The following is a 14315-nucleotide window of genomic DNA, read 5'->3' as shown; positions in this document are numbered from 1 at the left end:
CGGACCGGGCGGACGTGAAAGATACGGAAAGAAGAACAGCCTTTACGGCCGGCACATATTGGCATGGCGCTAACGGCATCTTCCCTCCTGCACAGGTGGCGGCTCATTTGCCGCCCTGGCGCGGCGTTGGCCCCCGTCCGGAACCTTTCTCCCGCGCTTTTCCCCATAGTTGTCTCCCCAAGGGCATGCCCTGCCACAGCAGGCATTACGGCCCGCTCCGGCAGATCATGACCCGGAGATCCGGCGGACGGGAACAGGTGTTCCCGCACTCGCGTATCCTCCCGTCATACAGGACTATACGGGGCATACGGAAGCAAAAAGGGCGCCTCTTGTCCAGCACTGTTTGCAGCCGTACCCTGCCCCGGGCAAAATTTTTTTATAACAATCTTTTTATATTGATATTTTTTATTTTTCAGAGGCTGAAGCCTGTTGGCGGCGCGAGACCGCAGGCGTGAACAAAAAAGCGGCGGGAATACCCCGCCGCCGGAAAGCTCGTGAAAGAGCAGATTTTTACATTTTTGTTGCAGTCAGCCCGGCCATGTCCGGGAGGTGCAGGGCGTGTATACGCCGGGCGCATTTGCCTTTGGGAGTGGCCTCCGGCAAGAGCGGCAGTCTGCGTCAGCAGCGCGCGTCAGCTTTTGGCGGTGGCGTTTTGCTGCTCCCAGGCTACGGTAATGAGTTCGTACAGCTTTTTGGAGAGCGCCTTGAGGTCCGGCTTGGTGTACTGGGCGTCCGCCCCCACCAGCGCGCATTTTCTGGCAAGGCTGTCATTGATCATGGATGAAAAGATGGCTACCGGCAGCTTTTTGAGCACCGGGTCTTCCTTGATACGTTTGCACAGGGCAAGGCCATCCATGGCGGGCATTTCGATGTCGGTGATAATGCCCTGCAAGAAGTCCGAAACGGGTCTGTTTTCGGCTTCGCAGCGGTTGCGTACGCTTTGCAGGTAGTCCCAGGCTTCCTGCCCGTTGACGCGCTGTTCCACTTTGAAGCGGCCCTCTTTGTTGAGCAGGTCGAGCAACAGGCTGCGTATGCTGCTGGAGTCGTCCACATGCAGTATCTTGTACGTCTTGCCGTCGGGCGCGGCCATATCCGAAGCGTCAAAGCGCAGGGCCATGGCCGGGTGCAGCTCCGCCACAATGGCTTCCAGGTCCAGCAGAAAAATCACGCGCTCTTCCAGCCGTACCACACCGGTTACGGAACTGCGGCTCATGTTCTGCAAAAACTGGCCGGGAGCCTCCACATCTGTCCAGCTCAGCCGGTAGATGCGGTTAACGCCGGAAACCAGAAAGCCTGTGCACACCCCGTTGAATTCCGTTACGATAACCTTGGCGTCTTCATTGGTGATGGGGGCATTACCCAGAAAACAGGCCATGTCGATAAGCGGAACAATGCGGCCGTTGCGGTGCAGAAATGCTCCCAGCAGGGCTTTGTGGCGCATTTCAGGCATAGCTGTGACCGGCTGGCGCCGGCCTATTTCAACCACCTTGGCCACGTTAAGCCCGTAATGTGCCTCGTAGCCGTCCTGATTGACATAGAACTCAACTATTTCAAGCTCATTGGTGCCGGTTTCAAGCAATATGTTGGTCTGCGCCATGAAAGATACTCCATTGGGCGGGCGGGCCGCCGTGAGATGCCGCATGCCGGGGCCTGGGCCGAAACTTTCTCCGCTCTGCACTGCTTATCGGCCGGGATAAAAAAAGTATTTAGGGCAAAGCGGTATTCCTGCTGCTTATGCAGAAGGAATGCCCTGACAGTAGAATGCTGCAGCTTTTTCAGAAAATAAAAACACCATGTTGCGGTACGCGCCAGGTATGGCACAGTGCAAAAAACTGCTGCCGTATACCGTGTAAAAACAGGCAGGCATCCGTGCTCCTGCTGTGCAGCCCCCCTGCCTCGCAGGAAAATGCCGACCGCACTGCGGTCCGGTTTCGGGGCGGCTTTTCAGCCGTAAAGCCCCGCAAGCGGTCTGCGGGGCCTGGCAGTGCGGCTCAGGCCTGGGCCATGTCGGTAAACAGTCTGGTGGACATGTACCGCTCGCCCGTATCGCAGGCGAAAGTAACGATGTTTTTGCCCGCCATTTCCTGGCGTGCCGCCACCTGCAGGGCGGCGCGCACATTGGCTCCGGTGGATATGCCCGCCACAATGCCCTGGCGCATGAGCAGGCGAGCCGTATCCAGGGCTTCTTCGCCGTCGGCCAGCAGGATCTCGTCCAGCAGGGAACGGTCGAGGATGGCGGGAATAAAGCCCGCGCCAATGCCCTGAATGAGGTGCGGCGATGCCGCGCCTCCCGAGATTACCGGAGAGGCCGCGGGTTCAACGGCAATGACCCTGAAGCCGGGTATGCGTTCTTTAAGAAAGCGCCCTACGCCCGTGATGGATGAGCCGGAACCGACGCCGGCCACCAGAACGTCCATTTTGCCCACGCTGTCGCTGTAAATTTCCGGCCCGGTGGTCTTGTAATGGGCCTGCACCGCCTCGGGATTGGTGAACTGTCCGGGGATGAATCCCCCCTGTTCTTCAGCGATGCGGCGAGCTTCTTCCACTGCTCCGGTCATGCCCCTGGCAGCGGGGGTAAGCACCAGTTCCGCACCAAGGCCCCTGAGCAGGTTGCGTCTTTCAAGGCTCATGGATTCGGGCATGGCGAGCACGCAGCGCAGGCCGCGCACGGCTGAAACCAGGGCGATGCCGATGCCCATGTTGCCGCTGGTGGCTTCAACCACCAGGCCGCCCGGCTCAAGTTCGCCCCACTGAAGGGCGTTTTCAATGAGGTGAAATGCCACACGGTCTTTGATGGAGCCGCCGGGGTTGCGGTTTTCAAGTTTGAGCCAGACCGTACCGGGCATGTCTTTTGAAAGGTCAAGACGCAGCATGGGCGTATTGCCGATGGCCTGAAGAATGTTGGTGAGCATGGCGCGAACACCTCGTAATGTGGTGGAGAAATTCCCGAAAGTCCTGAGGGCGGCAGGGGAAGCTTTACAATGACCGCATTTTGCTTAACAGTTAGAAGAAGAGAATAGAGGAAAGCGCGTCAGTTGGCAAATTGACTGCCGGAAGCACGGTGGAAAATCTGCAACGGCGCACCGGATTGCCGCCGCACTGACGGCCCAGCATAACGACGGAGGACCCCAATGAAACTTCTGAAAGCGGCTTCGCTTATCTGCGCTCTGGTCTTTTGCCTTTCCGCCGGTACGGCCCAGGCCAAGGCCGACAGCGTGGCCCTGTATACCGAAGCGGTCATGACCGGAGACATCCCGGCCCTTGAGACCCTGCTGGCTCCCAATTACTGGAATATTGCCGCCAATGGGCATATCGAGGACAAGGAACACTTTATCCAGTCCATAAAAAACAAGGAACTGGTGGTCGACCGACTGACCATCCTCAATGCGCGTACTGCTCTCATCGGCGGCGCACAGCTTGTGACGGGCAACGGTTATTTCAAGGGCACGTCCGTGCCTCCCCAGCCCGAGGGGCTTATGCGCTTTACCCTGGTGCTGGTGAAAAATCAGGGCCGCGAGCAGGTGGTGCTGTTCCAGGCGACCCCCGTGGTTCCCAGCACGGACTGCAAGGACGGCAACTGCAAGATCCAGTAGGCTGCGGAACCGCTGCTTTTTGAATCAACGCCCCGGCCCCGGCCTGCCGTGCTGACGCGGCAGGCCGGGGCCGGGGCAACAAGATAACCATCCGGCTTTTCCTGCAACAGGCAGGAAAAGCCGGATGGTTTTTGTGATCACTAGAGCAATTACCGCTTCAAATGATTGCTGAACGGTCGGCAAAGCCGCCCTACGATCATTTGGCTGCAAGGATCTGGAAACAAATCCTTGTAGAGCATTGTAGAGCATTTCAGGTGTGAAATGCTCCAGAAGGGTTATGGCCGTGCGGCCTTGTGGCAAAGTTCGTAAAACCCTTCGGCCAGGGTGGGATGGGCGTGAATGGTGTGCGCCACATCGTCAACCTTGGCTCCCATGCGGATTGCCAGCCCGGCCTCGGCGACAAGGTCCGTGGCGTGCGGCCCGCAGAGGTGCGCGCCAAGAATGGTATTGTTTTCAGCATGGGCCACAAGCTTGAATACCCCGGCGATTTCTCCCATTGCGTGGGCCTTGCCGAGTTCCCTTACCTGCAAAAGCGTGCAGCGGACAGGCAGACCGGCGGCCAGGGCCTGTTCTTCAGAAAGACCCACGCAGCCGATTTCAGGCGTGGTGAAAATGGCCGAAGGCACAACGCTGTAGTCGCAGGGGGCGGGAGAATCAAGGTGGGCCACCACATGCTCGGCTTCGGCAGAGGCCATGTGGGCCAGCATGATTTTTTCCGGGCCGAGAACGTCGCCAATGGCAAACACACCGGGAACAGAGGTTTGCAGGCAGTCGTCCACCTCAATCCAGCCGCGCGGCGTCACGGCAATGCCCGCTTCGGCAAGGCCGAGGCCTTCAGTGTTGGGCACCCGGCCCACGGTGACAAAAACCGACTCCACATCCAGCATGGCCGCTTCAGCCGGGGCATCGCCCCTGGGCCGCGAGGGGCTTACGGCAAGTTTTGCCACGCCCTGTTCCACAGTGGCGGCACTGACAGTTTTGCCAAGCTCCACACGTATGCCCGCCTTTTTCATCTCGCGCAGCAGCAGCTTGCTCATTTCGGCATCCACCGAAGGGATGGGCAGCAGGCGGTCCTGTCCTTCAATGACAGTGACCTGTGCGCCGAAGGAGCGGAAAATGCAGGCCATTTCGCAACCGATAACGCCGCCGCCCACAATGGCGATGCTGGCAGGCACATGCTCCAGGGCAAGAGCGTCGTCGCTGTTGAGGATGTGTTTGTGATCGGCAGGCAGGGAGGGCAGGTCGAGCGGGCGTGAGCCGGTAGCGATGATGACGTTGTCGCTTTCTACAAGCACAGTGCCTTCCTGCGTGCTTACGGCCACTTCCCTGGCGCTGACAACCCTGCCGCGCCCGCGCACGATGGTGATCTTGAGGCTGGCGCAGGTTTTTTCAAGGCCGGTGGTCAGAAGACCGATGACGTTTTTTTTGCGCGCCAGCAGGTCGGGCATGGATATGGAGGCATCAGCATTGCCGGTGATGGCGTAGTTGCCCATATGGCGTATTTTTTCAAGGGCATCGGCAGAGCTTTTGAAGGTCTTGGTGGGGATGCAGCCCGTGTGCAGGCATGTGCCGCCCACGGCCGCGCTTTCCACAAGGGTGACGCTGTGCCCGGCGCGGGCCGCCGCAAAGGCCGCCATGTGGCCGCCGGGGCCGCTCCCGATGATGGTCAGTTTTTTCATATCGTTACCTCGTGCTGGCTTGCGCAGGTTTTATGATCCAGGGCTTTTTGCCCGGGGAGTGCATCACGATGGGGCGTTGTTTTCAGTGGCATACCATAAGGACGTGTGCCTGTCGTCAGGTGCCGTATTCCCTTGTTCGTGGCGCAAAATGACCTGTTTGTAAACAGCCTCAGGCCTGTGACTTCAGGTGGGTCCGGTATTCTTCGGCGGAAAGCAGCGGCACGGCATTGTCGCCTTCCCTGCGCAGGCGCAGGATCCAGCCCTGGCCGTAACAGTCGCTGTTGACGAGGTCCGGCTTGTTTTCAAGGTCGGTGTTGACCGCTTCTACCACGCCGGAAACAGGCGAGAACAGCGCGCTGACGGATTTCATTGATTCCACGGAGCCGAATTCTTTTCCCGCCTCAACGGCGCTGCCCACGGCGGGCATGTCCACGTAGACCACTTCTTCAAGCTGGGCCTGGGCAAAGTCTGAAATGCCCACGGTAAGGCCCTGAGCGTCTTCGCGCAGCCAGATATGCTCATCAGTATAGGAACGGTCTTCGGGCAGTGTGTAGCTGGACATGGGTTCTCCTCATTATCGGGTGTGAAAAGCCGCCGCGCCTCCCGTAGTGTGGGGCGCGGCGGCGGTCCTGACAGGGCGGGGTGTGTCAACCTGGCATGCGTTGCGGCGGCAGGGGCGTGATCTGCCTGCCTGACGGGAACTTGCGTGGTCGTGGCATAGCCGTCCTTTCAGGGTAGTGGTGCTTGCACTGCGGGCTATTGCGGGGCAGCCTCTCCATCCTGCAGGGGATAGTTGTAACGCTGTCCGTTGAGTACGAAGCTGTAGTTTATCTTGCTGCTGGCCTTGAGCATGTTGGCTACAGAGCAGTATTTTACAGCGCCAAGCTCAAAGGCGCGCACGAACCTCTCAAGACTGATTCCGGTGCCTTCAACAGTGTATTCCACATTGATCTCGGTAAAGATCTGCGGGATTTCTTCACGGCGCACGGCATCGGCCGTGATGGTGAAGCTCGTGTATTCCAGGCGCATCTTGTTCATGGCATGGCCCACTTCAATGCCGGTGCAGCCAGCCAGGGAAATGAGCAGCATTTCCATGGGGCGCACACCCTGATTGCTGCCCCCGTAGATGGCCGAGGCATCCATAACCAGGCTGTGGCCGTCGGAGTCCCTGCCTTCAAAAACCATGTTTCCTTTCCATTCCACGTTAATCTTTGCCATGGTGCAAAATCCTTATATCATAGATGGTTGTTGGCGTTCAGTGCTGAAGATAAGGGCCACCCAGGCACAGAGCACAACGAGGAAGGCTGTCATACCCCAAAGGCCTGTCTGGTAGAACCACGTACCGGCCGCCATAAGGGCGATAGCCAGCACGAGAGCAAGGCCAATGGAGGCATTGCGCAGCGCCCTGAGCCCGCCAGCGGGGCTTATGAAATACCAGCCCTTTTCGGCCAGCGAGACCACGGTCATGCCGATGATGTTGGCGGCCATGGCCACCCATACAGGATGAATCTTGAGGTAAAAGCTGCCCACTGCCCAGCCGCCGAGCCAGTTCCAGATGAGGCCCGCGCCGCAGCCCGCGATGAGGGCCGTCAGTGAGCCGCGCGGTGTGGCCACGCTCCAGAACAGGGCTGCCACCATGGGGGCAAAGGTCGCGCCGTTACGGGCGGTCCAGGCAAAGATGTTCCACCAGGCGGCCTGTTCGGAGCGCAGGTAGCCAAAAAGAATCATAAGGCAGGTGAGGGCCAGCAGCGAAAGGCGGGTAAGCTTGACAAGTTTGGCATCGCTGGCGTCAGGCCAGATGGCCGAGCCCACGTCGCGGCCAAGGCTGGTCGCGCCGGAGAACTGGCAGGGGGCGCCCCAGCCAAGAGCGCAGGCCCAGATGCCCAGGGTGAACAGGCCTACCATAGGGGCAGGCAGGGTTTCCATCAGGTAGATGGGCACGGCCACAAGGCCGCGCGCGTTACCGGGGGTGACAATGGCCGCCGCAGCGCCCACAAGCACGCCCATGGCGATGAAGATGACGTTGAAGCCGCCGGCGATCAGCAAGCCCTTGCGGCCTTCGTCAGCAGTCTTGCACGAAAGGGCCATCTGAAAGGCGGCCTGGGCCAGAAGCACGTTGATCAGAAATGTGCCGAACCACGCCAGAATGGTCTGCAGGCCCACGCTGGTGAGGCTGCCGTACTTGGCGTCTGTGGTCAGCAGGGTGGTTACGGCGTCAAAACCGGGATTGATGGCGATGGCGTAGATGGCCACCGCAAACATGATCATGAAAACAAAGAAGTTGGCGGTCTGCGTCATGGCTACGGACCACATGCCGCCCGCACTCAGGAAGACATACATGAGCGCCGCAGTGATCACCACGGCAAGCAGCATGTCCATACCGGTGATGGCGTTGATGCACGAGGCGAAAGCCAGGGCCGTGGCCACGGACCACATCGGAAAGGTAATGGCCGTGATGCCGCCGGCAATGCCCTTGGCAGCCCTGCCGTACTTGTCGCCGATAAGGCCGGATACAGTAACCATCATGCGCTTGCGGAAGGGACCGATAAGCACCAGCGCAATGATAAGCACGTGGGTCAGTTCCGCCACGCCGTACCACAGGGCGGAAATACCCGTGAGGTAGGACAGCTCAAGAATGGCGATATAGGTGGAGCCAGAAAACAGGCCGGTAATGCAGAAGGCGACGGTCCAGCGGCTGAACTTGCGCCCCCCCACAAAGAAATCTTCACCAGCCTGGGCCTTTTTTTTGGCGATCTGGCTCATGACAATGAGCAGAAGCGTATAGGCCAGGGCCAGGCCGAACATCCAAATGGCCGAAGAAGTCATAGATTACTCCTCATGCTTCCTTAAATTTCGCGCCGCCACAGGCGGGCGCGCCCCCAATACGTTGACAGAACGGCCGTTTTTTTCCAGGTGTCCGTACGGCCTGACGGTGTGCCGACATGTCGGCCTGCCGACCTGGCATCCTCTCTCGATCCCAGTTCCTCCGCCGCCGGCGGCAGGGGAACGTAGTGCTTTGCATATTCGGGTGTGTCGAAGGACACAGCCCCTATAGCAAACATTGTTCCAAAAAGTTTTTATAATAAAAATATATAGATATGAACATTATGAAGGGGCAGGCAAGGGGGAGGACCTGAAAAGGCCGTGCTTGTGCTCTTATGTAACATTCTGTAATATCAGGAGATCATGTTTTTAAGGGCAATGGCGCTGCCGAGTGGGTGTGGTTCGTTATCGAACCATGTGGTTCATTTGTGAACCACATGCTCTTTTTCACAACCTGCGGGCGTTCAGAAGCAGATATGGCACAGAAGGGGGGTATACGGACGGGAGTTTGCCTTTCAGAGTGGTTTAATTTTGAACCACCAGGTCATGTTCCCGCATCTTGCGCAAGAGGGTTGCGTGCGAGATGCCCAGCGCCCGGGCTGCGGCCCGTATGCTCACCGTGTTGCGCAGGGCGTTTTCAACACATTGTTTTTCAAAATGGCGCATCTGCTCCCGCATGGGGGCGTTGACGGGCGGCGCTACGGAACCATTGGGCCGAACGATGCTTTCCCACACCGGGGCGCGGTTGCCTGACGACAGGCTGGCGATGGTCAGCCGTTCCATAAAGTTGGCAAGTTCGCGCACGTTGCCGGGCCAGGAATAGGCTTGCAGCATTTCTTCTTCCGCCGGGCTGAGGCTGCAGGCGCAGGAATATTTTTTGCTGAAGCAGGAAAGAAAATGCTGGGCCAGGGGCAGGATATCCTCGCATCGTTCGCGCAGGGGCGGCACGGCCAGGGGGATGACGTTGAGGCGGTAATAAAGGTCCTCGCGAAAGGTGTTTTCGCGCACCATTTTGAGCAGGTCCCTGTTGGTCATGGCAATGATGCGCACATCCAGCCTGACGGGCTTGCGCCCGCCAATGCGGTAAATGACGCCCTCCTGAAGGGCGCGCAGCAGTTTGACCTGCAGGGTAAGATCCATTTCGCCCACTTCGTCCAGCATGAGCGTGCCTTCGTGGGCCACCTCCAGCATGCCCGCACGGGTGGCATTGGCCCCGGTGAAGCTGCCTTTTTCGTAGCCGAACAGCTCCGCTTCCTGCAGGTGCTGGGGGATGGTGCCGCAGTTTATCTGCACCAGCGGGCCGTTGCGCCGCTTGCTGTGGTTGTGGATGTGCATGGCCACAACCTCTTTGCCCGCCCCTGTTTCGCCGGTGATGAGCACGGTGGAGTCCACGCTTCCAAGGCGGGCGGCCTCATCCAGCAAGCGCAGCATGGCAGGGTTGTGGGCGATGGTTCTGGTTCCTTTGAGGCTGGCTTCCTGAAAGGCCGCCAGCTTGCGGCGGCTGTTTTCGGCTTCTTCCTGAAGGCGGGTAACTTCCGTCATATCCTGGGCAGACAATACGCAGCGGAAGAGGCGCTGGTCTGCGTCAAAGATGGGTGTGGTTGAAAAAATCACCTGCTTGCCGTTGCAGTCCTCCAGCAGGGTGCTGGCGCTTTTGCGTGAGTGCAGGGTTTTTTTGAGCAGTTCGGCTACAGCCTTCATGGCCGGGCTGGCCGGCTGGTTGATGGTGTCGCAATCCGGCAGGAGAAAGCGAATTTTATCGTTGGTATACAGGGCGTTGCCGTTGGTGTCGAAAATGATGATGCCGTCCGTGGCGCAGTTGATGACCGCGCTCAGCTCCCGGTTATGGCAGTCGGCGCTGCAGAATGCCTTGTAAATTTTATGGATGAGTTCTTTTTTGGTCAGCACGCCCACGAGCCTGTCGTCGTGGTCGAGCACCAGCATTCTGTCGATGGGCATACTGCAGGCCATGCCGAACGTGGCGTCGTTGCGTATGCTCACAAGGTCCACATCCATAACTTCACTGATGGGTGTTTCAAAAGATTTGCCCGAGCGTATGGCCTGCACAAGGCGGAATATGGTCAGAATGCCGCGCACTTTTTTGTTTTCGTCCAGAATGGGTACGCAATTGACCCCGTGGCGCTCGTAAACGGGCAGTGCGTCCTTGAGCAGGTGCCCGGGCGTCAGGGTTTCGGGATTGTCGTGCATGACTTGTTCAACAAGCATACTTTCTTCGGGCAGTGCGGGCATGGAATGTCTCGGGGTTTTGATGACCGGCGCGGTTTCTTCAACGACGCTGTGCCGGCATTGCCGGGCGTGTGGAACAGTTGGGCCGGATTTGATGCGGAGTCTGTTTTTACGCAGTATCCGGCAGTGGGCAGGCTGTCTGCCGCAGGGAGCGATTCCGGCCCTGCATGTCCGGCAAAGGAATCGCAACGGCGTACCGCGGCTATGAAAGGCGGCAGCCGGCAGTATCTAGTTAGGTACTGCCGGGCTGTTGGCAATAGCCTGCCCGGGGCAGCCCCGTATTTTTTTACGGCAGAGAGCAGGCGCGGAAAAACCTTGTCGGCCGCGCCTGCCCAAGGCAGACGCGACCGACAGGAAACGCGACACTGCGCGGCAGAGCTTTTTTGTTGCGCGGCGCTGCATGGCAACGGCCGGGCGGAGCAGAAAAGCTGAACCGGCTCTACAGGCCTTTTTCGGCCATGAGGCAGGCAAGGTCGCACACGCGGCAGGAGTAGCCCCACTCGTTGTCGTACCATGCCACCAGCTTGACCATCTTGCCGTCCTGCACCGTAGTATAGGAAGCCTCAAGAATGGACGAGGCCGGATTGCCCTTGAAGTCCATTGAAACCAGTGCTTTGTCATTATATTCAAGAATGCCCTTGAGATAGGTTTCAGAGGCTTCCTTGAGTTTGCCCAGCAGGGTTTCCGTGTCGGTTTCCTTTTCCAGAATGCCGGTAAAGTCCACCACGGATACCGTGGGCGTGGGCACACGCAGCGAATAACCGCTGAATTTGCCCTTCAGTTCGGGAATGACCTTGGCAACGGCCTGGGCGGCTCCCGTGGACGTGGGAATGATATTGCAGGCGGCGGCGCGGGCGCGGCGCGGGTCCTTGTGGGCCATGTCCAGGATGCGCTGGTCGTTGGTGTAGGAGTGGATGGTGGTCATGTTGCCGATCTGGATGCCGAATTCCTTTTGCAGCACCAGGGCCACGGGGGCCAGGCAGTTGGTGGTGCAGGAGGCGTTGGACACGATATGGTGTTTGGCAGGATCGTATTCCTGATGGTTCACGCCCATGACGATGGTGATGTCTTCTTCCTTGGAGGGGGCGGTGATGATGACTTTTTTCGCGCCGTTTTCAATATGCACCGAGCACTGCGAAGCCTTGCGGAAAATACCCGTGCTTTCCACAACGATGTCCACGCCGTACTGGCCCCAGGCAAGCTGTTTGGGGTCACGTTCGGCAAAGCAGTGTATCTTCCAGTCGCCCACGGTCACTTCCGCGCCGTCTATTTTGGCGTCCAGGTGCGCGCGCCCGTAAACCGAGTCGTATTCCAGCAGGTGAAAGTTGGTTTCGGCGTCAAAAAGGTCGTTGATGGCTACCACTTCCACACGGTCGCGGTAGTGCTGGTGCAGGGCGCGGAAAACCTGCCTGCCGATGCGGCCGAAGCCGTTGATGCCTATTCTGATCTTGCTCATATGCGCAATCCTCATGCTGTTGAGGGAAATGTCGTATGCTGCCGTGCGCCTTTCCAGCCGGAGCAGGTCTGCTGACGGCCAATGGGGCGGTTCTTGAGGCGCAGGGCGTAGCCCCTATGGACCGGGCAGAGGAACCGCGCGGCCGCGCGGAATAGCCCGTTTATGCCCGTGTACTAGTCTTCGTATACCGAGTAGGCGTGCTTGCTCATCAGTTCGTAATTGTTGCGCAGCGCCTCATGCAGGCGGGCGTTTTCAATGGCAAGCGCAGAAATGGCGGCCACGGCTTCCATAAAGGTCTGTTCGTCGGGCGTAAATTCGCGTTCTTCGGCGGAATACACGCGAATGAGGCCGATGGCCTTGCCGTCCACCATGAGGGGAGCCGAAAGAACGGAAACCAGTCCTTCGGTCTTGGCTGATTCAGGATACTGAAAGCGGCCGTCGGCGGCGGCATCCTTGAGGTGGATGGTTTTGCCGGCCAGGACTTCACCGTCCATGCCGCTGCGTTTTACTTCTACCGGGCCTTTGCGCAGGTAGGTGGCTGAAAGGCCGTGGGCGGCGCTGGGCAGCAGAAAGCGGCCCGTGGTGTCCAGCAGGCGGATGGTGCTGGCCTTGCAGCCCATGGTGGACGCGGTCTGTTCCGTGATTTTGTGCAGGACGTCCTTGGGTTCAAGGCTGGAGTTGATGACCAGCGCCACATCTCTGAGTGCGCGGAAATAATCTTGTGCCATGTGTGCCTCCTTGAAGAAAGCGGTGCAAAAGAATCCGGCTGAGGCGGCATGACTGCCACAGCCCTGTAACCGTATCGGTGTTGAAATATTCTCGATTCAGAGTATGCGCTATTTTTCTCATTGGGGCAATGCGCCCCGGCGGCATGCGAACAGGCCTTTCCCGCGCCGCAGCAGAAAGTACTGGCTACGCTTTTACCTTGCCGCAGCCCTGCATGCTTACCTGCCCCTCAATGATGCCGCCTTCTTCGGTCAGAAGCACAGGGGTCTGCACCTGGCCTTCCAGAACGCCGGAGCCGTAGACCACTACACGACGGCGGGCCGTAACCTCGCCGGTAAAGCGGCCGGAAAGCAGCAGTTCACCCACGTCGAGGCTGCCGGTGACCAGGGCGTCTTTGCCCACATTGAGTGTGCCTTCGCTGACAATTTCACCGCTGAACTTGCCTTCAATGCGCACAGTGCCCTTGAAATGCAGTTTTCCTTCGTAAACCGTATCGGAACCGAGATAGGCTATTTCGTCCTTGGCCACAGCGAACTCCCCGTTGGATTGACAATTATCCCTTGAACATGAAGCGCCGCATGGACACGTTGAGCACAATGCCCAGCAGCGTGAAATTAACTACGGTGGCGCTGCCGCCATAGCTGATGAAGGGCAGTGGAATGCCCACCACCGGCATGATGCCTATGACCATACCCATATTGATGAGTATCTGCCAGAAAAAGTAAAAAAATACCCCTACTACCAGCATGCTGCCAAAACGGTCTTTGGCCTGCGCGGCGGTGGAAAAAATGGACAGCAAAAACAGGCAGAACAGGGTTACCAGGGCCACGCAGCCCACAAAACCCCATTCTTCCCCGAAAACTGCCACGGCAAAGTCGGAATGCCGCTCGGGCAGAAAGCGCAGCTGGCTTTGCGTACCCTCCTTGAAGCCTTTGCCCCAGAGTTCGCCCGAGCCGATGGCAATGCGCGACTGGATGATGTGGTAGCCCGTGCCGCGCGGGTCTGTGGTGGGGTCAAGAAAGGTCAGGATGCGCTGGCGCTGGTAGTCGTGCATGCCCACAAGCCACATGAAGGCTCCGAAGCAGGGCACGGCAAGCAGGCAGGTTTTGAGCACATAGCCCTTGAGACCGTGAAACAGGATCATGCCTGCCAGAATAAGCAGGATCAGCATGGTTGTGCCGAGGTCGGGCTGGACGACGATGAGCGCGCAGGGCAGCAGGCAGATAAAGGCTATGGAGATAAAATCTTTCCAGCCCAGCGGGCGGCCGTCGCGCGCAAGCAGGCGCGCGGCCAGCACCAGCACGGAAAGTTTGGCCAGCTCAGAAGGCTGCACACTCATGAAACCCAGCGAAAGCCAGCGTTTGGCCCCGTAAACGGTCTTGCCCGCAATGGGAACAAGCAGCAGAAGCAGCATGGTCAGAAAAAAGAACGGCCATGCCAGGTTGCGCAATTGCCGGTAGTCAAAGGTCATTGCAAGCAACATGCAGGCCAGGCCGCACAGGCCCCAGATAATCTGCCGCTGGTAAAAACTGTTGAAAGCCAGACCGGTTTCCACCCGCGTGCCGCTGGCCGAATACAGGTTGCCCACACCCACAAGATAGAGCAGCAGCATGCAGGCCAGCAGGCCCCAGTTGATATAGCTGAACAGACTTTTGTCCATACGGTCTTACCTGGTCAAAAAAACGTACACTTGCGTGGTCTATGGCTGTTGGATCGCCGTACTTCCTGCGTTTTGCGCCGCCGGATGCGCCGCCACGGCGCTGGAAGCTCTGCCTTTTCCGGGCGTACGAT

General features: G+C 58.6%; 12 protein-coding genes. 1 reads left to right on the top strand and 11 read right to left on the bottom strand.

From position 1 onward, the window contains the following. Positions 1–631 precede the first annotated feature (631 nt). A complete protein-coding gene (locus tag ACZ495_RS10900) occupies positions 632–1597 on the bottom strand; it encodes a chemotaxis protein (RefSeq protein WP_012623799.1) in 966 nt (321 codons plus the stop codon). A gap of 394 nt (positions 1598–1991) precedes the next feature. Next, entirely contained in the window at positions 1992–2912 is a 921-nt protein-coding gene (gene cysK, locus ACZ495_RS10895; protein WP_464262264.1) for a cysteine synthase A, read from the bottom strand. Positions 2913–3131: 219 nt separating this feature from the next. On the opposite strand from cysK, the gene ACZ495_RS10890 reads away from it, so the two are divergent. Next, a complete protein-coding gene (locus tag ACZ495_RS10890; RefSeq protein ID WP_012623802.1) occupies positions 3132–3593 on the top strand; it encodes a nuclear transport factor 2 family protein in 462 nt (153 codons plus the stop codon). A gap of 275 nt (positions 3594–3868) precedes the next feature. On the opposite strand, the gene lpdA is transcribed toward ACZ495_RS10890, so the two are convergent. From lpdA to rodA, 9 genes are all read right to left on the bottom strand, one after another. Continuing rightward, positions 3869–5272, bottom strand: coding sequence for a dihydrolipoyl dehydrogenase (lpdA, locus tag ACZ495_RS10885; RefSeq protein ID WP_464262263.1), 1404 nt, complete (start codon positions 5270–5272; stop codon positions 3869–3871). Between the two features lie 169 nt (positions 5273–5441). Then, the gene (gcvH, locus tag ACZ495_RS10880; RefSeq protein ID WP_012623804.1) at positions 5442–5834 is read right to left on the bottom strand and encodes a glycine cleavage system protein GcvH; all 393 of its coding nucleotides are present in this window, start codon (positions 5832–5834) and stop codon (positions 5442–5444) included. A 194-nt stretch (positions 5835–6028) separates the two neighbouring features. After that, positions 6029–6490 carry an OsmC family protein gene (locus ACZ495_RS10875; protein ID WP_296986193.1) on the bottom strand — a complete coding sequence of 154 codons (462 nt, stop codon included), beginning with the start codon at positions 6488–6490 and terminating at the stop codon, positions 6029–6031. 12 nt (positions 6491–6502) lie between these two features. Continuing rightward, the gene (locus ACZ495_RS10870) at positions 6503–8098 is read right to left on the bottom strand and encodes a sodium:solute symporter family protein (RefSeq protein ID WP_012623806.1); all 1596 of its coding nucleotides are present in this window, start codon (positions 8096–8098) and stop codon (positions 6503–6505) included. A 522-nt stretch (positions 8099–8620) separates the two neighbouring features. After that, complete coding sequence (locus tag ACZ495_RS10865; RefSeq protein ID WP_041724559.1) at positions 8621–10321, bottom strand: sigma-54-dependent Fis family transcriptional regulator; 1701 nt, start codon at positions 10319–10321, stop codon at positions 8621–8623. Positions 10322–10781: 460 nt separating this feature from the next. Next, the gene (gap, locus tag ACZ495_RS10860; protein WP_464262262.1) at positions 10782–11798 is read right to left on the bottom strand and encodes a type I glyceraldehyde-3-phosphate dehydrogenase; all 1017 of its coding nucleotides are present in this window, start codon (positions 11796–11798) and stop codon (positions 10782–10784) included. 173 nt (positions 11799–11971) lie between these two features. Then, positions 11972–12526: a GAF domain-containing protein gene (locus ACZ495_RS10855; RefSeq protein WP_012623810.1), complete on the bottom strand. Its 555-nt coding sequence runs from the start codon at positions 12524–12526 to the stop codon at positions 11972–11974. 184 nt (positions 12527–12710) lie between these two features. Beyond that, positions 12711–13052 (bottom strand): bactofilin family protein, encoded by a 342-nt coding sequence (locus ACZ495_RS10850; RefSeq protein ID WP_012623811.1) that lies wholly within the window; start codon positions 13050–13052, stop codon positions 12711–12713. Between the two features lie 25 nt (positions 13053–13077). Next, a complete protein-coding gene (gene rodA, locus ACZ495_RS10845; protein ID WP_012623812.1) occupies positions 13078–14184 on the bottom strand; it encodes a rod shape-determining protein RodA in 1107 nt (368 codons plus the stop codon). Positions 14185–14315: the final 131 nt, after the last annotated feature.

This window comes from Desulfovibrio sp. GTC20076, assembly GCF_055385905.1.
This window is presented reverse-complemented; position numbering and strand designations above follow the sequence as displayed.